19 protein-coding genes and 1 tRNA gene are annotated in these 20,011 nt (G+C 66.2%); all 20 read right to left on the minus strand.

Translation table 11 applies throughout. The features are described from left to right. Positions 1–1,992 (minus strand): DNA-directed RNA polymerase subunit beta (locus AB0L60_RS40370; protein WP_364625539.1); only part of this gene is annotated, 1,992 nt, incomplete at its 3' end. Between the two features lie 533 nt (positions 1,993–2,525). Continuing rightward, a complete protein-coding gene (locus AB0L60_RS40375; protein ID WP_364625542.1) occupies positions 2,526–3,278 on the minus strand; it encodes a hypothetical protein in 753 nt (250 codons plus the stop codon). Positions 3,279–3,290: 12 nt separating this feature from the next. Continuing rightward, positions 3,291–4,148 carry a hypothetical protein gene (locus tag AB0L60_RS40380; RefSeq protein ID WP_364625545.1) on the minus strand — a complete coding sequence of 286 codons (858 nt, stop codon included), beginning with the start codon at positions 4,146–4,148 and terminating at the stop codon, positions 3,291–3,293. 81 nt (positions 4,149–4,229) lie between these two features. Further along, complete coding sequence (locus AB0L60_RS40385; RefSeq protein WP_364625548.1) at positions 4,230–5,474, minus strand: MlaD family protein; 1,245 nt, start codon at positions 5,472–5,474, stop codon at positions 4,230–4,232. Further along, positions 5,471–6,712 (minus strand): MCE family protein, encoded by a 1,242-nt coding sequence (locus AB0L60_RS40390; protein WP_364625551.1) that lies wholly within the window; start codon positions 6,710–6,712, stop codon positions 5,471–5,473. The genes AB0L60_RS40385 and AB0L60_RS40390 overlap by 4 nt, the downstream gene beginning before the upstream one ends. Next, positions 6,709–7,986 carry an MCE family protein gene (locus AB0L60_RS40395; RefSeq protein WP_364625554.1) on the minus strand — a complete coding sequence of 426 codons (1,278 nt, stop codon included), beginning with the start codon at positions 7,984–7,986 and terminating at the stop codon, positions 6,709–6,711. Before AB0L60_RS40395 ends, AB0L60_RS40390 begins: the two co-directional genes overlap by 4 nt. A 3-nt stretch (positions 7,987–7,989) precedes the next feature. Then, positions 7,990–8,997 (minus strand): MCE family protein, encoded by a 1,008-nt coding sequence (locus AB0L60_RS40400; protein WP_364625557.1) that lies wholly within the window; start codon positions 8,995–8,997, stop codon positions 7,990–7,992. Continuing rightward, positions 8,997–10,073 (minus strand): MlaD family protein, encoded by a 1,077-nt coding sequence (locus AB0L60_RS40405; RefSeq protein ID WP_364625621.1) that lies wholly within the window; start codon positions 10,071–10,073, stop codon positions 8,997–8,999. The genes AB0L60_RS40400 and AB0L60_RS40405 overlap by 1 nt, the downstream gene beginning before the upstream one ends. A gap of 8 nt (positions 10,074–10,081) precedes the next feature. Next, positions 10,082–11,434, minus strand: a complete 1,353-nt coding sequence (locus tag AB0L60_RS40410; protein ID WP_364625560.1) for an MCE family protein — start codon at positions 11,432–11,434, stop codon at positions 10,082–10,084. Beyond that, positions 11,431–12,297: an ABC transporter permease gene (locus AB0L60_RS40415; RefSeq protein ID WP_364625563.1), complete on the minus strand. Its 867-nt coding sequence runs from the start codon at positions 12,295–12,297 to the stop codon at positions 11,431–11,433. Before AB0L60_RS40415 ends, AB0L60_RS40410 begins: the two co-directional genes overlap by 4 nt. A 3-nt stretch (positions 12,298–12,300) precedes the next feature. Beyond that, positions 12,301–13,095 carry an ABC transporter permease gene (locus tag AB0L60_RS40420; RefSeq protein WP_354850753.1) on the minus strand — a complete coding sequence of 265 codons (795 nt, stop codon included), beginning with the start codon at positions 13,093–13,095 and terminating at the stop codon, positions 12,301–12,303. A gap of 10 nt (positions 13,096–13,105) precedes the next feature. After that, positions 13,106–14,167 carry an ATP-binding cassette domain-containing protein gene (locus AB0L60_RS40425; protein WP_364625567.1) on the minus strand — a complete coding sequence of 354 codons (1,062 nt, stop codon included), beginning with the start codon at positions 14,165–14,167 and terminating at the stop codon, positions 13,106–13,108. Positions 14,168–14,439: 272 nt separating this feature from the next. Then, positions 14,440–14,820 (minus strand): 50S ribosomal protein L7/L12, encoded by a 381-nt coding sequence (gene rplL, locus AB0L60_RS40430; protein ID WP_354850757.1) that lies wholly within the window; start codon positions 14,818–14,820, stop codon positions 14,440–14,442. A 64-nt stretch (positions 14,821–14,884) separates the two neighbouring features. Then, positions 14,885–15,439: a 50S ribosomal protein L10 gene (gene rplJ / locus AB0L60_RS40435; RefSeq protein ID WP_354850760.1), complete on the minus strand. Its 555-nt coding sequence runs from the start codon at positions 15,437–15,439 to the stop codon at positions 14,885–14,887. 417 nt (positions 15,440–15,856) lie between these two features. After that, entirely contained in the window at positions 15,857–16,567 is a 711-nt protein-coding gene (gene rplA, locus AB0L60_RS40440) for a 50S ribosomal protein L1 (protein ID WP_040862030.1), read from the minus strand. Positions 16,568–16,638: 71 nt separating this feature from the next. Beyond that, positions 16,639–17,073 (minus strand): 50S ribosomal protein L11, encoded by a 435-nt coding sequence (rplK, locus tag AB0L60_RS40445; protein WP_326305986.1) that lies wholly within the window; start codon positions 17,071–17,073, stop codon positions 16,639–16,641. A gap of 160 nt (positions 17,074–17,233) precedes the next feature. Further along, positions 17,234–18,067, minus strand: a complete 834-nt coding sequence (nusG, locus tag AB0L60_RS40450) for a transcription termination/antitermination protein NusG (RefSeq protein WP_354850765.1) — start codon at positions 18,065–18,067, stop codon at positions 17,234–17,236. A 134-nt stretch (positions 18,068–18,201) separates the two neighbouring features. Further along, complete coding sequence (gene secE, locus AB0L60_RS40455) at positions 18,202–18,591, minus strand: preprotein translocase subunit SecE (protein ID WP_364625575.1); 390 nt, start codon at positions 18,589–18,591, stop codon at positions 18,202–18,204. Positions 18,592–18,620: 29 nt separating this feature from the next. Further along, positions 18,621–18,693: transfer RNA gene (locus AB0L60_RS40460), tRNA-Trp, on the minus strand. Between the two features lie 181 nt (positions 18,694–18,874). Continuing rightward, positions 18,875–19,966, minus strand: a complete 1,092-nt coding sequence (locus tag AB0L60_RS40465) for a fused (3R)-hydroxyacyl-ACP dehydratase subunits HadA/HadB (protein WP_364625624.1) — start codon at positions 19,964–19,966, stop codon at positions 18,875–18,877. Positions 19,967–20,011: the final 45 nt, after the last annotated feature.

Here is a 20,011-nt window from a genome sequence, read left to right on the forward strand (position 1 = left end):
CGAACGCTCGAACTTACGCAGCCGGTAGCTGCGGCGAGTGCCATCGTCGTGCATCACGGTGATGAAGTCGGCCGAAACCTCTTCCACCACACCGGCCTTCTGGTTCACGACCACGTCACCGGCGTCGACGGCGGCGCGCAGCTCCATGCCGGTGCCGACCAGCGGCGACTCGGAACGGATCAGCGGCACGGCCTGACGCTGCATGTTCGCGCCCATGAGGGCACGGTTGGCGTCGTCGTGCTCGAGGAACGGAATCATGGCGGTCGCGACCGACACCATCTGGCGCGGCGAGACGTCCATGAAGGACACCTCGGTCGGCGCGACGAACTCCATCTCCTCGTTGCCGCGGCGCGCGAGCACCTTGTCCTCGAGGAAGTTGCCGTCGGCGTCCACCGGAGAGTTGGCCTGCGCACGAACGTGGCGGTCCTCCTCGTCGGCGGTCAGGTACTTGACCTCATCGGTGACGCGGCCGTTCACGACCTTGCGGTACGGAGTCTCGATGAAACCGAACGGGTTGACCCGCGCGTACACCGACAGCGAGCCGATCAGGCCGATGTTCGGGCCTTCCGGGGTCTCGATCGGGCACATGCGGCCGTAGTGCGACGGGTGGACGTCACGAACTTCCAGGCCGGCGCGCTCACGGGACAGACCACCCGGGCCCAGCGCCGACAGACGACGCTTGTGGGTCAGACCCGACAGCGGGTTGTTCTGGTCCATGAACTGCGACAGCTGCGAGGTGCCGAAGAACTCCTTGATCGCCGCCACGACCGGGCGGATGTTGATCAGGGTCTGCGGGGTGATCGCCTCGACGTCCTGGGTGGTCATGCGCTCACGCACGACGCGCTCCATGCGGGACAGACCGACGCGGATCTGGTTCTGGATCAGCTCGCCAACCGTCCGCAGACGACGGTTGCCGAAGTGGTCGATGTCGTCGACGTCGACCGGGACCTCGGAGCCGCCGGGGGCGGTCATCAGGCGATCGCCCTGGTGCAGGCGGACCAGGTACTCGATCGTCGCGACGATGTCTTCCTTGGTCAGCGTCGAACCGGTGACCGGCTTGTCCAGATTCAGGCCGAGCTTCTTGTTGATCTTGTAGCGACCGACGCGAGCCAGGTCGTAGCGCTTCTCCTTGAAGAACAGGTTCTCCAGCAGGGTCTGCGCGGACTCCTTGGTCGGCGGCTCGCCCGGACGCAGCTTGCGGTAGATGTCGAGCAGCGCCTCGTCCTGACCCGGGGTGGAGTCCTTCTCGAGGGTGGACATCATGATCTCGGAGAAGCCGAAGCGCTCGGTGATCTCCTCGGTCGTCATACCCAGCGCCTTGAGCAGCACGGTGACCGGCTGCCGGCGCTTGCGGTCGATGCGGACGCCGACGGTGTCGCGCTTGTCCACGTCGAACTCCAGCCACGCGCCGCGCGACGGGATGACACGCACGGAGTGCAGCGTCTTCTCGGTGGACTTGTCGATCGACTCATCGAAGTACACGCCCGGGGAACGGACCAGCTGCGACACGACGACGCGCTCGGTGCCGTTGATGATGAACGTGCCCTTGTCGGTCATCATCGGGAAGTCACCCATGAAGACCGTCTGAGACTTGATCTCACCGGTGTTGTTGTTGATGAACTCCGCGGTCACGAACAGCGGCGCCGCGTAGGTCATGTCCTTGTCCTTGCACTCCTCGATGGAGGCCTTGACCTCTTCGAAGCGTGGGTCGGAGAAGGACAGCGACATGGAGCCGGAGAAGTCCTCGATCGGAGACAGCTCCTCGAGCACCTCCTCGAGGCCCCCGACGGGATCGGTGACGTCGCCGCGCGCGGTGGCACGCTCACGCCAGTCTGCTGAACCGACCAGCCAGGCGAACGATTCGGTTTGTAGATCGAGAAGTCCGGGAACCTCCAGGGGCTCACGAATCTTCGCGAAAGACACCCGCTTCGGGGCTCCGGGGATACCGGCCTTGGTCTGGGTGGAGACTGCCAAGATGCGTCCTTCCAGCACCTCACGCGCGTCGCGTGGTGGTCCGCGACCGTCGCTTGTCTGCTACGAATTCCGCTGGTTACGACCCGAACGAAACCCGAACAGCAAACAGCGGAAGTAACACCGGAAGGTGGAACTTTCGTGATGTGATCGAGGTATGGACAGGAGGCAGCCAGCGCAACGTCCAAAACTACACCCAAACCTACGGGGGTGTCAAAGTACCACCCGTGGCGATCCGTGGGCGGCATCTTCGCCCCGGTGTGTCCGTGTCGATATCCCGGCGATCAGAACGCCGATATCACCACAGCCGAGTGACGGTCTCCACACGGTTTTCCGGCCGGGCCGCAAGTCCGCTGGCTGCGTTCGCAAGGCCCTCGCCGGCGTTCTGTCCCCTGTGACAGCCGCCGCTGTTGTGAATAGCGTGACGGGTCGGACGAAACTCGTCAAGTGGCGGCCCGAGTTGACAAATCGCGAGATCGCCTGTCCCCCTACAAGATCACCTTCCGACGTCGTGCGATGCCGGAAAGACACCGGCATCCGACGGCGGGAGGCGCTTACTTGTCGGTGATGTCGGCGGCCAGCCAGTGACCGCCGACCTTCTGCATGCGCAGCACGATCGGACCCGAGGCGAGCGGTTCGGGCTTGCCATCCTTGACCGCGGAGATGTTCAGGTTCACCAGAAGCTCGGCGCGGTCGCCGGTGAGAAGGGTCACGCCGATCGGATCGGTTTTGACGTCGGTGTCGGTCTGGGTCTGCTTGATGGTCTCGACCGTGGTGTCGACGTACTTGGCGAAGTCCTTCTGCATCTTGTCGGTGAGCACCGAGTTGACCGAGGCCTTCCACTTGTCGATCTCGGCGGCCTTGTAGCCGTAGAGCGTGGTCAGCGCGTGGTCGCCAGCGGCCTTCACCTCGTCGGTGGCCTTGTTGTCGACGTAGGCCAGATTGCCCGAGTCCGAATCGGGCTTGCTCACCCAGTGATGCACGGCACCGGCGATCGCGAAGGCCAGCAGTAGCGCGGAGAGCGCTGCGCACACCGCGGCGACACCCCAGTCGCGCCAAAATCCGCCCTGGCCGGTCGGCTTGGAATACTGTTGCGGGGCACTGTCTTTGGACAGACTCGGACCGCGTGGCGGGGTGGTGCGCGGCGCGGTCCGATCCGAACGCTCGGAGGTGGACCGGGCGCTCGTGGTCTTCCGCTCGGTGCTCCCGGCCTGGACGTCGGCGGCGGTGGTGCGCGACGCGGTGCCGCGCTGGGCGGCCGGGCGGCGCGGGGTGACGCGGTTGACGGGTCGTTTCCGGTTGGCCATGGTCACTCCCTCCTAGTTGCCCGGCTTGGGGGTGGGCTGGGTCGAAGTCGGCTGCTGTGGCGCGCCCTGCTGCGGCGCGGCCGAGCCCAGGGGCACCGGCTCGCCGAGGTTCTGCGCCTTCTCGGCCTTCCAGGTGCTGCCGACCTTGACCAGGTCGAGGGTCCACAGCTGGCGGAAGGACGCGGGCTGGCCACCGGGCCAGCTGCGGGTGATCTTCAGGACAGCGAAGGCGGAGGCGTGGTCGAGCTCACTGTTGAGTGCGGTGACCGTGATGCCCTCGACGGCGGCCTCGATGCGGGTCTTGGAGTCCTGGGCGGTCTGCTTGAGCTGGTCCTGCCCGTCCTCCTGCTGCTTGAGCAGCTCGCCGGTCATGGATGACCGGATGTTCGCCAGCGACCCGTCGATGTTGTCCGGGTTGATGGACATGAGGTTGACGGCGGCCTGGCGGGCGTCGGTCAGGACGGCGTCGCGGGCATCGGCCCGGGAGCTGTCCTTGGCGTCACCGAACCAGATGAATCCGACCACGGCGGCGGCGATCACGGACACCACCAGCAGCGCGGCCGCGCCGACGGTGACGAGCTTCCGCGGGTCCGAGCCGGCCGCGCCGGATGTCGGTGGCAGCTCGGCGACCTGCTCAGCGGGCTCGTCCGGCACAGCGGCCGGCTCGGTGGGCTCGTGCGGCACGGTGGCCGGCTCAGCGGTGGATTCGGCCGACTCCGGCACGGCGGCCGGCTCGGCCGACTCCGTCTCGGATGCGGCCGGCTCCGGCGCGACGTCCGCCGAGGACGCGTCCGGGGTTGTTTCGGGAACCGGCGGGGTTGCCGGCTTCTCGAGGTTCGCCCCCGATTCGCTGTCCTTGTGCTGACTCACGCCGCCACCATACTTTCCTCTCTTCGCGCCCTGGTCGGGACCGTGTGCCATCTCGCTGCCGGAGCGTGCCGGGCAGCTCGGTCAGTGCTTGGGCGTGACGCCCATGAGCGTGGCCAGCTGGGTGGCCACCGGGTTCAGGTTGAGCTTGTCCGGGTCGTACTTCGGCTTGTCGTCCCAGGGCTGCCCGACGCTGGGGTCGGCAAGCTCCGCGCGACTGGCGCCGCGGACATCGGTCTCGCTGCCCTGCGGCACCGCGCACCCGGCCTGGGTATTGAGCGGGAAGTCGTCGCGGGTGTCGTCGAAGTTGGGGTTCTGGGCCTTCATCTGGTCCAGAATCCGTTGTGTGCCTTCGTATCCCACCGTGCAGGCGGGCGGGTTATTGGTCTCCAGCACCAGGCCGAAGTGGGTGGTGCCGTCACCGGGTGCGGTGGACGAGCCGCCCAGCGGCAGCAGCGGCAGCATCTGCAGTACCGGGCCGAGGGCGTAGAACTTCGGCGAGATGGCCAGCAGCAGGGTGCGCAGGTTGGTGAGGTCCTTGGTCAGCGCCGGGCCGCTCTCCTGCAGCAGGTGCTGGATCGCGGAGCCCGCGTCGGTGCCGGTGCCGATGAGGCGGCGGATATCCGGGTCGTTGGACTTCAGCTGCGCGGTGAGCTTGTCGAGGCCGTCACTGAACTGCAGGATCGCCGGGGACTGCTCGGCCTGGGTACCCAGCACGGTGCGGGCCGAGCGGATCAGCGCCAGGGTCTGCTGCAGGTTGTCACCGCTGGCGGTGGCGCTGAACTTGTTGAGCGAGTCGATCAGGATCTTGAGGTCGTCACCCTTGCCGTCGAACGCCTTGCCCAGCTCGGTGATGGTGGTGGACAGCGCCTTCAGGTCGGTGGTGCTGGCGAAGTGGTCCACGCTGGTGAGCAGTTCCTCGACGTGGACGGGCAGCTGCGCGCCGACGATGACCGAGCCGTCCTTCAGGTACGGCCCGCCGGCGCTGGTGGGCTGCAGGTCCACGTACTGCTCACCGATGGCGGAGCGGTCGGCCACCACCGCCTTGGCATTGGCGGGGACCTTGGGCTTGCCGGAGTTCATCTCGAGGGTGATGAGCACGCCGTCGGGGGTGACGTCGAGGTCGCCGACCCGGCCCACGGGAACACCGCGGTAGGTGACCTCCGCGCCCTTGGACAGGTTGCCGGTTTCGGCGGCCTCCACCTTCACCTTGTACAGCCCGAAGCCGAGCATATTGTCCAGCCGCACGTACTTGGCGCCGACGAACACGACGCCGAGCACCGCGATGACCGCGAAGGCGATCAGCTGATTACGCACCAGACGAGTCATCGCGGACCACCCACTCCCAGCTGCTCGAGAATCGATCCCAGCGGATCGGTCGGTCCCGGCTGCCCGATCGGCCGCACCACGGTGGGCGGCAGCGGCAGCAGCGAGACGGTCGGCCAGCCGCCGCGCGGCCCGTTGCCGTTGTAGTACGGGTTGGTCGGATCCACGTTGACCTGGCGGCCCGCGGGCGGCAGGTACTGCGGATCCTGTTTGCCCACACCGAGATTCGACAGCAGGGTGCCGATCTGCAGGTCCACCGAGAGCCAGGTGTTGACCTGACCGCCGAACGCGGACTTGATGGCCTCGTCCGGGAACGGGTAGGTCGGGATGAGCGGGAACGCGGTCACCAGGTCACCCGCCGACGCGCCCAGCGCCTGCAGCGTGGGCCGCAGCGAGGACAGGTCGGTGATCAGGTTGTCCTTGGACTTGTTCAGCACGTCGAATCCGGCCTGCCCCACCCGATCCAGCTGGCCCAGCAGCTGAATCAGCTGCGGCCGTTGCTCGTTGAGGATCTTGATGCCGCCCGGCAGCTCGTCGAGGATCTTGGAGATCTGGGTGGTCTGCTGCGCCACCCGGCTGGTCAGCGTGTCGAGGCTGTCCAGCGCGCGGGTGATGTTGTCGACCTGGTCGTCGAGGCCCTTGATCAGGGTGTTGGCCTGGCTCAGCAGGTCCCGGACCTTGCCTTCGCGGCCGCCCAGAGTCTTGTTGAGCTCCACCACGATCGGCTGCAGCTGCGCCACGCCACCGCCGTTGAGCAGCAGTGACAGCGCGCCCAGCACCTGCTCCACCTCGGTGGCGGTGCGGGTGTTCTCGACCGGGATCTTGGCGCCGTCCTTCAGCCGCGCGGAATCGGCGTCCTTTGCGGGAGCGGACAGTTCGATGTACTTCTCACCCAGCAGGTTGGTCTGCTTGACCTCGGCGTGGGCATTGGCGGGCAGGTTCACGCTGTCGTCGACGAGCACCTGCACGCTGGCTTCCCAGGCGTTGTCGGGGGCGATGCGGATCTTGTCGACCCGGCCCACGGCTATGCCGTCGACCTTCACCGACGACTGCGGGACCAGGTCCAGCACGTCGGAGAAGCGGATGTCGAGGTGCAGCGGGTGCTTGCCGATGTTCGGGCCGCCGGGCAACGGAATGCTGTCCGCGCCGCAGCCGGCCGCCATCAGCGTCACCGCGCCCAGCGAGGTGGCCAGGAGGGCGGTGCGCCGGACCCGGCCGTCGCGAATCCGGTTGGCGCTCATCGCTGCCCACCTTCCTGCTGCGACGGCGGCAGCTGGTCGGACGGAGTGCCGGGGACGGTGCCGGGGACCGTGTTGTGCTGCTCGTTCTCGCCGCTGAGGATGCCGAAGGGCAGCACCAGCGAGGGTGTCTTCACGCCCGCGGTGAGCTGATCGGTGATCACCTTGCAGTTGTTCAGGATCGGCTGCAGCTGACGCGAGATGGCGTCGAACTTGGGGTCGCCGGGCCGCAGCTTGCCCAGGTCCAGCATCTTGCAGATGACGCCGAACGGATCCTGCAGGTCGGTGAAGTTGGGACGCATGTCGAGCGTGCCGGACTCACCGTTGTGCACGTTGATCAGGTTGCTCAGCGCGGTCGGGATGAGCGGCAGCGCCTTGGCCAGATCGTCGCGCTGGTCGGCGAGGGTCTGGGTGAGCTTGGTCAGCGCATCGGCGTTGGACTGCACCAGATCCCGGTTGTTGTCGATGAACCGGGCCACGTCGCCGAGCGCGACCGACAGCAGGTTCAGCGCCTGGCCGAGGGTCTGGCGCTCGTCGGACAGGAACCCGGCCAGCGAGGCCAGCTGGGTGTTGAAGGTCCGTACCTGCGCGTCGTTGTCGGCCAGGGTCTGCACGAAGGTCTGCAGGTTCTTGACCGTGTCGAAAATGTCCGTGCGCGAATCGGAGAGCGCGTGCGCGGCCTTGGACAGCTGGGTGAAGCTGTTGCCCAGCGCGTCGCCGTTGCCGGCGAGGTTCGCCGCGCCGGTGCGCACCAGCTGGTTCAGCGCGCCTTCACCGGTGGCGCCTTCGGGCTTGTTGGCGCCCTCCGGGCCGAGTGCCTTCGACAGTTCGGTGATGCTGTTGTAGAGCCGGTCCACCTCGACCGGGGTCGCGGTGCGATCCTTCGGAATGGTGGCGTTGCGGGCCATTTTCGGTCCGCCCTTGTAGGCGGGCGCGAGCTGGATGTACCGGTCCGACACCACCGAGGGGGTGATCTGGGCGGCCTTGGCGTCGGCGGGGATGTCGTAGCTGCGGTCGACCTTCATGACGACCTTGACCACGTCGCCCTGCGGGTCCACCGAATCCACCCGGCCCACCGGCACGCCCAGGACGCGCACGTCGGAACCCTTGTAGATGCCGATGGACTTGTCGAAGTACGCGGTGATGGTGGTGGTGTTGAGCCGATCGAAGCTCCACCACGCGACGCCCGCGAGCACCACCGCCAGGACGGTCACTCCGGCGATGATCTTGCTCTTGGTGCTGGCGCCACGCAGGGCGGACAGCGGATTGCTCGCCACGAGTTAACCTCCCATCTTTCGGATCGGCTGGCGGTCACCCGGGATGTCCGGCAGCGCGGGCGGAATCAGGTTCGTGATGACCGCGTCGAACCAGCGGCCGTTGCCCAGCACGTTGGAGTAGAGCCCGTAGAAGGGCGCGGCCAGCGTGAGGGTCTTGGACAGGTCGGCCTGGTGGTCGTTGAGCAGGTCGATGGTCTTGTTGAGGTTGGTCAGCGCCGGGCCGATCTGCGCCTCGTTGTCCTTGACCAGTGCGGTCAGTTCCGCCGCAACGGTTTTCGCGCCGGTGAGCAGCTGGTGGATGGCCTGCTGGCGCACGTTCAGCTCGGCCAGCAGCTCGCCGCCGTTGGAGATGAGCCGCTCGAACTCCTGGTTGCGGTCGGCCAGCACCTTGGTGGTGGTCTTGGTGGCCGCGAACAGCTTCTTGAGCTGATCGTCACGCTTGGCCAGGGTCTCCGAGAGCCGGGCGACGCCGTCGATGGAGCTGCGCAGTTCCGGCGGGGTGGCCGAGAAGGCGTCCGACAGCACGGTGAAGCTCTTCGCCAGCTGCGCAGTGTCGGTCTGCTCGATGTTCTTGGCGGCGTCGCTGAACGCGTCCACCACGTCGTAGGGAGACACGGTGCGCGAGAGCGGAATCCGGTCCGAGGGGTTCAGGACCTTGGTGCCCTTGGGATCCAGCGCCAGGTACTTCTGCCCGAGCAGGGTCTTGATCTGGATCGAGGCGGTGGACTCGTCCCCGATCCAGGCGTCCTGGGTGCGGAAGTCCACCAGCACCTTGTCGCCGTCGAGGCGGACATCGGATACCGCGCCGACCTTGACGCCGGCGATGCGCACCTCGTTGCCCTTCTTCAGGCCCGCGGCCTCGGAGAACTCGGCGGTGTACTTGATGCCGGCCCCGATGATCGGCAGTTTGTCCAGATTGAACGCGGACAGGGTCACCAGCAGCACCAGGATCAGGCCCAGCCCACCCATGAACGCCGGACTGCGCTTGCCCAATACAGCGCGGTCGTCCATCAGCGGCCTCCCTTCCCATGGCAGCGCGGGGCCGGATTCGTGTAGATCGGCTGGTTCACAGTCGGCATGTTCTGCAGTGCGGGCGGGAAGTTCAGCTGCGGCGCGTCCTTGATGCCCGGTCCGGCGACGATGTCGATGCCGCACAGATAGAACTGGAACCAGGAGCCGTAGGACGCCGCGCGACCGAGCTTCTCCATCTTGATCGGCAGGTTGGTCAGGCCCTCGTCGACCTCGTCCTTGCGGTCGTTGAGGGTGCCGGTGAGCTGGTTCAGACCGGCGATGGCGCCCTGCAGGTTCGGCCGCACCGGGACCAGCAGGTCGGCGGTGGCCGAGGCCAGGTTGCCGAGCGAGGTGACCGCCGAGCCGATGGTGCCGCGATCGGCGTTCAGCCCGGTGACCAGCGCCTCGGTATTGACGATCAGCTGGTCGAGCTGGTCGCCACGCGAATTGATGCTGTCCAGCACAGCATTCAGGTTCTTGATCAGCTCACCGATCACCGCGTCCTTGTCGGCCACCTTGTTGGTGAGCGAGGCGGTATTGGCCACCAGGTCCGCGATGGTGCCGGATTCGCCCTGGAAGACCTGGATGATCTCGGACGACAGCTTGTTGACGTCCTCGGGGGTGAGCGTCTGGAACAGCGGCCGGAAGCCGTTGAACAGCTCGGTGAGATTGACCGCCGGCTTGGTGCGCTCCAGCGGGATGGTCGAGCCCTTGTTCATCTTGCGGCCCTGCTGGCCGGTGCCCTGCTCCAGCGCGATGTAGCGCTGGCCCACCAGGTTCCGGTACTTGATGGTCGCGGTGGTGGAGGCGGGCAGCCAATCCCGGTCGGTCAGTTCGAATTCCACATTGGCCAGGCGCTTGTCCACGATGGACACATTGGTCACCTTGCCCACCCGGACACCGGCCACGCGTACCTCGTCGCCCTTGTTCAGGGAGGTCACATCGGTGAACCGGGCATAGAACTTGGTACCGCCGCCACCGTAGTTGGCGATGGTCAGCGCCAGCACACCCGTCAGGAAGACCGTGACGAGAATGAAGGCGATCAGTTTGGTCAGCGTCGGCCCGAGGCCGCGCAGCAGATCCTTCACTTGACGCTCACCTCACTGCCGCGGAAGGCCGGGGCGGCGATCTTGGTCACCCAGGTGGGCACCTGTTCGGGCGAAACTCCGTGTGCCGCACCGTAGATCGCACCCAGTGCCTGGGCCTCCTGCGGCGAGTAGGCGGTGGTCGGCGCCTGCGGGCCGTACACCTTGTACTGCGGCTCCGGCATGCGGCCGATGTTCTGGTCACCCGGATTACGGCTCGGCGGCTGGTAGGAACCGTCATTGGCGGAACCGTCGGTGTACTGGCCCGGGTCGGTGAACGGCGGGTACATCGGAATGCACAGCGGTCCACGCGGGTCGAACCAGCGCGGCTCGTCCTGATTGGGCACGTAGCGACCGCGCGGATTCACGATCTGCACGGTCACGCGCGAGCCCGGCAGGTTGGTGCCCTTGCCGAAGATCTGGTCGATGCGCGGCTTCAGCTCCGCGAAACCGGCCAGCGCGCAGCTGTAGCTGGGCGAGTACTTGGCCAGCGCCTCCAGCGCGGGCCGCGAGTCCGCCGCCACGTCGATGATGTTGTCGCGGTTGGCCACCAGGAAGTCGGCGGTGGTCGAGGCGCTCGGGGTCAGCGTCGCCAGCAGGGTGTCGACCTGCGAGCGCTTCTGCACGATGGTGGCATTGGTGGTGCGCAGGTTGTCCAGCGCGGACACCAGCTCGGGCGCGGCATCGGCGTAGGTGGTCGCCACGTCGGCCAGGCTCTTCAGATCCTGTTGCAGCGTCGGCATTTCACCGTTGACCTGGGTGACGATGTCGTCGAGCCGGTCGATGGTCTTGCCCAGCTCCTCGCCCTGCCCCTGCAGCGCGTTGGACAGCGCGCCCAGCGTGGAGGACAGGTACTGCGGCGGAATCGCCTGCAGCAGCGGCAGGATGTGGTCCAGCAGCTGGCTCACCTCGACGGCGTTGCCGCTGGTGTCCTGGCGCAGGGTCACGCCCGCGGTGAGATGGCCCTGCGGGCTCTCCGGCCACACCAGATCGATGTAGCGCTCACCGAACAGCGTCTTGGGCAGCAGGCGGGCGGTCACATTGGACGGAATCTTGTCGGCCTTGCCCGGGTCGATGGCCAGATCCAGCGTGACGTTCTTGCCGTCGTAGGAGCTCGACCGCAGCTCGCCGACGGTGACGCCGCGGACCTTCACATCCGCGTTGCGGGTCAGCGCGTTTCCGACGGTGTCGGTGATCAGGTTGACCCGGACGGTGTCCACGAACTGCTTGTTGTAGATGGCGATGGTGGTCCACAGGAACAGCGCCACCAGCACGAAGAAGAGCACGCCGAGGGTACGGCTGCGCAGTTTCTCGGTGGAACGCCAGAACTGCACACGCTGCGGGTTGCTCATCCGGCCACCCGCACCGTCGTGGTCGTACCCCAGATCGCCAGGGACAGGAAGAAATCGAGCACGTTGATCAGCACGATGGCGGCGCGCACCGCGCGGCCCACGGCCACACCCACGCCCGCGGGACCACCGCTGGCGTTGTAGCCGTAGTAGCAGTGCACCAGGATGATCACGAACGCGAAGACGAGCACCTTCACGAAGGAATAGAGCACGTCCTCCGGTGGCAGGAACAGACTGAAGTAGTGGTCATAGGAACCACTGGACTGCCCGTTGAAGTAGATGCTGATCATCCGCGAGGCCAGGTAGGTGCCCAGCAGGCCGACCACGTACAGCGGAATCACGGCGAGGAAGCCTGCGATGGCGCGCGTGGTGACCAGGAAGGGCACCGACGGCACCGCCATCACCTCGAGCGCGTCGATCTCCTCGGAGATCCGCATGGCGCCCAGCTGCGCGGTGAAACCACAGCCGACCGTCGCCGACAGTGCCAGTGCCGCGACCAGTGGCGCGAGCTCTCGGGTATTGATGTACCCGGTCAGGAAGCCGGTGAGGACACCGGAGCCCAGGGCGTCGAGGGCCTTGAAGCCCTGGAGGCCGACGACCACACCGACCGAGGCCGACATGAACACGATGACGCCGATGGTGCCGCCGATGACCGCGAGGGCGCCCGATCCGAAGGTCACCTCGGCCAGCAGCCGCATGACCTCCTTGCGGAAGTGCACGATCGTCTTCGGGATCGCACCGATCGCCCGGGAGTAGAACGACATCTGATCGCCGGCCTTGTCGACCAGGTCGACCGGCGCCATGAGCGCCGGTCTGACCCGGCGCGCCGACCGGGAGAAGACGGTGGTGCGCTGCGAAACAACCATGGATCACGCGCCCTTTGCGGGGACGACCTGAAGGTAGATCAGGGTGAGGATCAGATTCAGGAAGAACAGAACGAGGAACGTGATCACTACGGATTGGTTCACCGCGTCACCCACTCCTTTCGGTCCCCCCTTCGGATGCAGGCCCTTGTAGGCGGCGATCACGCCCGCCACCACGCCGAAGATCAGGGCCTTGATCTCGCCGATGACCAGGTCGGGGATCTGCGCGAGGGCGGAGAAGGACGCGAGGTACGCGCCCGGGGTGCCGCCCTGCAGCCCGACGTTGAAGAAGTAGCCGCCACAGATGCCGACAACCGAGACCAGGCCGTTGAGCAGGAAGGCCACCAGCATCATGCCCAGCACGCGCGGAACCACGAGGCGCTGGATGGGATCGATGCCGAGTACCTCCATGGCGTCGATCTCCTCGCGAATGGTGCGCGAGCCGAGATCGGCGGCCACGGCCGAGCCGGCGGCGCCGGCGATGATCAGCGCGGTGACGACCGGTGCAGCTTGCTGCACGGTGGCCAGAACACTGGTCGCGCCGGTGAAGTTCTCCGCCCCCAGCTGCTTGATGAGCGAGCCGGTCTGCAGGGCCACCACGGCGCCGAACGGGATTGCCACCAGAGCGGCGGGAAGGATCGAGACACTCGCGATGAACCACGACTGTTCGATGAACTCCCGCCACTGGAAGGGCCGGCGGAATGTCTTCCGGAACACATCCAGGAAGAGTGCGAATATGTTGCCGGCCTGGGCAAGTCCCGACTCGACCGGGGTGCGCAGTCGCGTCAGGGTGGGATTCACGCCGCGTATGTTACCCGTTAGTCAGGTTCTGTCGAACCGTGGCGTCGTAGCCACCCTGATAGGCGGGCATCACCTGCGTGTCGGCCTCGTCGCCGTTCTGCGACATCGACTCGCGAATGGCTTCCTGGGCCGCCGGCGGCAGCGTATGCATGATCTGGCGGACCCGCTCGCGACGCCGCGCGACAGCGCCACGCACCGGCATGCCCGGCTGCGCCCGCATCTGCGGGATGATGCCCTCGATCTCCTCCGCGCCACCGGCGTGGTGACCCGAGTCGAACATGGCCTGCTCGCGGGCCATCTGGGCTTCGTCCTTCTCCTCGGACATACCGATCGGGCCCTGCATACGGCCGTTGAGGAACTGCTTGACCACCGGCTCCTCCGAGGTCAGCAGCACCTCACGGGGACCGAACATGACCAGGTTGCGGCGGAACAGCATGCCGATGTTGTCCGGCACCGTACGGGCCAGGTTGATATTGTGCGTGACGATCAGGATCGTCGCGTCGATCTGCGCGTTGATATCGATCAGCAGCTGCGACAGATAGGTGGTGCGAACCGGATCCAGACCGGAGTCGGGCTCGTCGACCAGGATGATCTGCGGGTCCAGCACCAGCGCGCGAGCCAGGCCGGCACGCTTGCGCATACCACCGGAGATCTCACCGGGCAGCTTGCCCTCGGCACCGAGCAGACCGGTCAGCTCGAGCTTCTCCATGACGATCTTCTTGATCTCGGATTCGCTCTTCTTGGTGTGCTCGCGCAACGGGAAGGCCGTGTTGTCGAACAGGTTCATCGACCCGAACAACGCGCCGTCCTGGAACAGCACACCGAACAGTTTGCGGATCTCGTACAGATCCTTGTTCGAACAGGTCGTGATGTCAGTGCCGTCGATGTAGATCGAGCCCTTCTCCGGGCGCAGCAGACCGATCAACGACTTCAGGAAGACCGACTTACCGGTACCCGACGGGCCGAGCAATGCGCTGACTTCCCCCGGCGGCAGCGTCAGCGTGACGTCCTGCCAAATACGCTGCGAACCGAACGACTTCGTGATGCCTTCGGTTCTGACCTCGACGCCCACGCCAACCTCCACTTTCTCCGACGAGCGCACTACGTGTGACTACGGGCCACAAAATTCGCGCGGTGTGGCGCATCACAGTAGGTCCGGTCACTGTATCGCATATACACCGTCTCGGACACCGGGACCTGACTGGTCGGTAGCTACATTCTTATCGAATTGTCGATTACGCCCCAATCACGACGGCACAATACGCGAAAAGGGCGGTCCCCCAATGGGAACCACCCTTTTCACAATCAACGCGGCACGGGGCTGTGCCCCGCCACAGGTCCGTCTTACTTGACGGAAACCTTGGCGCCGGCCTCTTCCAGCTTCGCCTTGGCGGCCTCGGCGGCGTCCTTGGCGACCTTCTCCAGGATCGGCTTCGGGGCACCCTCGACCAGGTCCTTGGCTTCCTTCAGGCCCAGGCCGGAGACGATCTCGCGCACGACCTTGATGACCTGGATCTTCTTGTCGCCGGCACCCTCGAGGATGACGTCGAACTCGTCCTGCTCCTCGGCAGCCTCGGCCGGGGCAGCGCCACCGGCGACCGCGGCGACGGCGACCGGAGCAGCGGCGGTGACCTCGAACTTGTCCTCGAACGCCTTCACGAACTCGGACAGCTCCAGCAGGGTCATGCCGGCGAAGGTCTCGAGCAGCTCATCAACGTTGGCCATTGATATTTCCTTTCGGTAGTTCCGTCACCGTGCGAACGGCGACGAAGAGGTTTGGGGTAGTGACTTATTCGGCGTCTGCGGCCGGAGCTTCGGCGGCGCCACCCTCGGCGCGCTTCTTCTCCTCCAGGGCCGCGGCCAGGCGGGCGATCTGCGAGGCCGGGGCGGCGAACAGCCCGGCAGCCTTCGACAGGTTGCCCTTCATCGCGCCGGCCAGCTTGGCCAGCAGCACCTCGCGCGACTCCAGGTCGGCAATGCGCTCGACCTCGGACACGGACAGCGCGGCGCCGTCCATGTAGCCGCCCTTGATGATGAGCGCCTTGTTGTCCTTGGCGAACGCCTTCAGCGCCTTCGCGGCGTCGACCGGCTCACCCGTAATGAAGGTGATGGCGGTCGGACCGACGAACAAGTCATCCAGGCCTTCCACGCCCGCCTCGGCGGCAGCGCGCTTGACCAGGGTGTTCTTGGCGACGGAGTAGGTAGCGTTCGCGCCGAGGGCACGACGCAGCTCAGTGATCTTGCCGACGGACAGGCCACGGTATTCCGTGACGACAGTCGCGGTGGACGACTTGAACTGCTCGGTGATCTCCGCAACCGCGGTGACCTTCTCAGCCTTTGCCATACTTCGCCTCCTCTCTGGATGGTCGGATCTCGTATGAACTACCGAGTTCCGCCACAGGGGCCGGCGACAAAGCAAACGCCCCGGACGCAAGGTGGTCCCGGGGCGCACAAGAAACAATCGCGATGTCTCGCGGGTTTCCCGACCTCGGCTCTCCCTGCGTGGGCCGCCGGCAATATCGCCGGACCTTCAGCCGCCTGACGGCAGCAACCAACGGTCTTCGGTAGAACGATTTGGGGGTGATCACCGAACGGGCCGGTGACCGTCGTCCAATATAGCGGACCAGCATCGTTACGCCAAAACGGGGGTGACATCCTGCCCGTCCGCTGTTGTTCTTCTTCGCAAAAGCGAAGGGCCGGTACGAGATTCGTACCGGCCCTTCGGGCTTCATGCGTTGCTACGCGTTACCGCGTCGAGGAATCAGTCTTCCTCGGCGAAGTTACGGGTGCGGTTCGGATCCACCGGGATGCCCGGTCCGGTGTTGGTCGAGAACGTCACCTTCTTGACGTAGCGGCCCTTCGCGGTGGAGGGCTTGACACGCAGGATCTCGTCGAGCGCGGCGCCGTAGTTCTCGGCCAGCTTCTTCTCGTCGAAGGAAGCCTTGCCGATCACGAAGTGCAGGTTGGCCTGCTTGTCGACGCGGAAGTTGATCTTGCCGCCCTTGATGTCGTTGACGGCCTTGGTCACATCGGGGGTGACGGTGCCGGTCTTCGGGTTCGGCATCAGGCCACGCGGGCCCAGCACGCGAGCGATACGACCGACCTTGGCCATCTGGTCCGGGGTGGCGATCGCGGCGTCGAAGTCCAGCCAGCCGCCCTGGATGCGCTCGATCAGGTCCTCGGCGCCCACGGCGTCCGCACCGGCGGCCTCGGCCTCGGCGGCCTTGTCGCCGACCGCGAACACGATGACGCGGGCGGTCTTACCGGTGCCGTGCGGCAGGTTGACGGTGCCACGGACCATCTGGTCGGCCTTGCGGGGGTCGACGCCCAGACGGACGGCGACCTCGACGGTCGCGTCGGTCTTGGTGGTCGCGGTCTCCTTCGCCAGGCGCGCGGCGGCCAGCGGAGCGTAGAGCGCGGCGCGGTCGACCTTGGCGGCCGCCTCGAGATAAGCCTTGCTTCGTTTTGCCATGATTCTCTGTCCTTGTCTAAGTCAGAAGTGGTGCGGGACAGGCGGTCCCTTCCACAAGAGCTCGAAAGCCCTTACTCCGCGATGGTGATACCCATCGAGCGGGCGGTACCAGCGATGATCTTCGCCGCGGCGTCGATGTCGTTGGCGTTCAGGTCTTCCTGCTTGGTCTTGGCGATCTCACGGACCTGGTCCATGGTGATCTGCGCGACCTTGTTGCGGTGCGGCTCGGCGGAGCCCTTCTGGATCCCGGCGGCCTTCAGCAGCAGACGCGCGGCGGGCGGCGTCTTCAGCTTGAAGTCGAACGAGCGGTCTTCGTAGACCGTGATCTCGACCGGGATGACGTTGCCACGCTGCGACTCGGTCGCCGCGTTGTACGCCTTGCAGAACTCCATGATGTTGACGCCGTGCTGACCCAGCGCCGGACCGACCGGCGGAGCCGGGTTGGCCTGGCCGGCCTGGATCTGGAGCTTGATGAGCCCAGCGACCTTCTTCTTCTTCGGGGGCATCTTTCTTCCTTGGGTTAGGTTCCTTACGGATTCCCGTAAGCCTTCTCCGGACCGTGCGCCCGGGCGCGGACGCCCGCGGCACAACCCGTCAAGTCTATGCGAACGCGAAAAAGGCGGTGACACCGGCCCGGGAGCGGACCGGGCCACCGCCCTGACGCACTTAAATCTTGGCGACCTGCGTGAAGGCCAGCTCGACCGGAGTCTCGCGGCCGAAGATCGAGACCAGCACCTTGAGCTTCTGCTGCTCGGCATTGACCTCGGAGATGCTGGCCGGGAGGGTGGCGAAGGGGCCGTCCATGACGGTCACCGACTCGCCGACCTCGAAGTCGACCTCGATGACCGGCTTCACGATCGGGGTCTCGCCGGGGGCCGCGGCGGCGGCAGCGGCGGCGGCCGGGGCGGCCTTCTTCTGCTGCGCGGCCGGGACCAGGAACTTCACCACTTCGGGAATGGTGAGCGGCGAGGGCCGCGAGGTGGCGCCGACGAAACCGGTGACACCGGGGGTGTTGCGCACCGCGCCCCAGGACTCGTCGTTCAGCTCCATGCGGACCAGGATGTAGCCCGGCAGCACCTTGCGGTTGACGTTCTTCTTCTGGCCGTTCTTGATCTCGGTGACCTCTTCGGTCGGCACCTCGACCTGGAAGATGTAGTCCTCGAGACCGAGGTTCTGCACGCGGGTCTCGAGATTGGTCTTCACCTTGTTCTCGTAGCCGGCGTAGGAGTGGACGACGTACCAGTCACCGGGCGCACGCCGGAGCGCGGCGGTCATCTCGGCGACCGGGTCGGCCGGCTCATCGGAGAGCTCGGCGGCGGGGCGGGCGGGCTCGTCCTCCTCGGCGTCGGCGGCGAACTCGCCCGCCTCCGCGTCGGCGGCAAAAGTCTCGGCCTCGTCGGCGAAGCCCTCAGCGTCGTCTTCGACGTCCGCGGTGGTCTCTTCGATCACCGCGTCATCCACCGGGAATTCCTCGGTTGTGCCGTTCTCCGGGGTGCTCACTGGGGCACTCGCTTCCTTAGTCGTCACGTAATCCTCTGCGCGCCGGACAAAACGCCCGGCGGATGGTCCCGCTCCCCGCCTCTGCCCGGGGGCCGGTCACCGGCCGCGACGGTCAGACGCGGTCATCGTGCCGCCTAGCCGAAGAGCCAGCTGACACCCTTGATGAACGCCAGATCCAACCCGCTGATGAACGCGACAATGAAAATCACGAACACCAGGACAACGCTCGTATAGGTGACCATCTGCTTGCGGTTGGGCCAGATGACCTTGCGAAGTTCCGCGATGACTTCCTTGAGGAACTTCACCAGGCGCTTGAACGGATTTCCCGTTCCGCCTCGCCCGGCCTTCTTGTCCTTGCCGGACTGCTTGGTGGTTGCCTTGGCCGAGTCCGACGGTCGATCGATCGTCGCGACGGCGCTGGACGACGCGGCGCGTGTGCGCCGGGCGGACCGCTTGCCGCTCGGCCGAGCCACCGCGGCGGTGTCATCGCCATCTTCGTGGCGAGTGTCCCGCTCGTCGCTCACGTCGATCCTCTCTACGTCGGCATCCAGGGCAGGGGCGACAGGACTTGAACCTGCAACCTGCGGTTTTGGAGACCGCTGCTCTGCCAGTTGAGCTACGCCCCTTCGGCTGGACGGGGTAACGAGTCCAGCCACTGTTCTATTCAGTTGTACACGGGTTTTCACACAACACGCGCGCCGCTCCTCGGAGCAGCGCGCATCGGCTGGTAACCCCAGATTCCCGAGTGTACGTTACCCCGCGTGGCGACCGCCAATCGGGGTGTCGCAGCGTACGTCGGGTCGAAGGTCAGGAGAGCTGCACCGTTGCGGTGGCGCGGCCGAAGATCTTGCGCCCCTCGGACTTCGCCACGATGGCGACGACGGCGGTGCGGGTCTCCGGATCCACGGACTTGACCTTGCCGGTGTACTCGATCTCCGCGGGACGGTCGACCGGAACGTAGACGGGGCTGGTGAAGCGGACGTTGTACTCCTTGACCGCACCCGGGTCGCCGAGCCAGGAGGTGACGAAGCCGCCACCCAGGCCCATGGTCAGCATGCCGTGCGCCACAACGTTTTCCAGGCCGACCAGCTTCACGACATCGTCGCTCCAGTGGATCGGGTTGGCGTCGCCGGAGACGCCGGCGTAGTTCACCAGATCACCGCGGGTGAGACGAACCACGCGCGGGGGCAGTTCGGCGCCGGCGATCACATCCTCGAAGCGGCGGACGTGGTTGCTCGCGACGATCGTGCCGGTGGCCGCGATCTCGACCGGCGCCGGGGGCGGCGGCACGTCGGCGCTGCGCGGGTGGTGCTCCGGGGGCGGCGGCACGTCGGCGCTGCGCGGGTGGTGCTCCGGGCGCTCCTCCGGGCCGACGCCGTGCATGAGCACGTTGCGCACGGCCTCACCGATGTTGGGATCGATGTCACCGCCACTGCGGCCGATGAGGGTGGTGTAGGTGGTGAGGACCAGCTCGTCGTTCTGGTCGACCACGTCGTTGCGGGTGACGATGATGTCACCGCCGAAGGCCTGCCGGAAGGAGTGCAGGTAGACGATGCAGGACAGCTGGTCGCCGGCCCGGATGGGCCGGTGGAACTCCAGGATCTGATCGGTCTGCATGATCTGGCTCAGGTCGTAGCCGGTGACGATCTGCTCGAAGAGCTTGCGCTGGGCCAGGATTCCGACCAGGGAGATGAAGGTGAGGGGGGCGACCAGCCCGTTGTGGCCGTAGCTCTGGGCGATGTCCTCGTCCCAGTGGACCGGGTGATAGTCCTGCACCGCGCGGGCGTACTCGCGCACCTTCTCGCGGCCGACCTCGTAGTAGTCGTCGACGCGGTAGTGGTGGCCGACCATGGCGGCGGCGTGTGCGGCGGGGTCGAAGACCTCGCTGGAATCGACCATGTCGGCCTCGGTGTCAATGTCGATGTTGATCGTCACGGCAGGAAG

Source organism: Nocardia sp. NPDC051981 (assembly GCF_040680715.1).
Taxonomy (GTDB): Bacteria; Actinomycetota; Actinomycetes; order Mycobacteriales; family Mycobacteriaceae; genus Nocardia.

Bases quoted from the DNA above. Each gene is read 5' to 3' on its own strand.
- rplA (WP_040862030.1), bottom strand. From the start codon at position 16,567: ATGGCAAAACGAAGCAAGGCTTATCTCGAGGCGGCCGCCAAGGTCGAC.
- rplL (WP_354850757.1), bottom strand. From the start codon at position 14,820: ATGGCCAACGTTGATGAGCTGCTCGAGACCTTCGCCGGCATGACCCTG.
- AB0L60_RS40390 (WP_364625551.1), bottom strand. From the start codon at position 6,712: ATGAGCGCCAACCGGATTCGCGACGGCCGGGTCCGGCGCACCGCCCTC.
- AB0L60_RS40410 (WP_364625560.1), bottom strand. From the start codon at position 11,434: ATGAGCAACCCGCAGCGTGTGCAGTTCTGGCGTTCCACCGAGAAACTG.
- rplJ (WP_354850760.1), bottom strand. From the start codon at position 15,439: ATGGCAAAGGCTGAGAAGGTCACCGCGGTTGCGGAGATCACCGAGCAG.
- AB0L60_RS40375 (WP_364625542.1), bottom strand. From the start codon at position 3,278: ATGGCCAACCGGAAACGACCCGTCAACCGCGTCACCCCGCGCCGCCCG.
- AB0L60_RS40465 (WP_364625624.1), bottom strand. From the start codon at position 19,966: ATGGTCGATTCCAGCGAGGTCTTCGACCCCGCCGCACACGCCGCCGCC.
- AB0L60_RS40400 (WP_364625557.1), bottom strand. From the start codon at position 8,997: ATGGACGACCGCGCTGTATTGGGCAAGCGCAGTCCGGCGTTCATGGGT.
- rplK (WP_326305986.1), bottom strand. From the start codon at position 17,073: ATGCCCCCGAAGAAGAAGAAGGTCGCTGGGCTCATCAAGCTCCAGATC.
- AB0L60_RS40385 (WP_364625548.1), bottom strand. From the start codon at position 5,474: ATGACTCGTCTGGTGCGTAATCAGCTGATCGCCTTCGCGGTCATCGCG.
- AB0L60_RS40415 (WP_364625563.1), bottom strand. From the start codon at position 12,297: ATGGTTGTTTCGCAGCGCACCACCGTCTTCTCCCGGTCGGCGCGCCGG.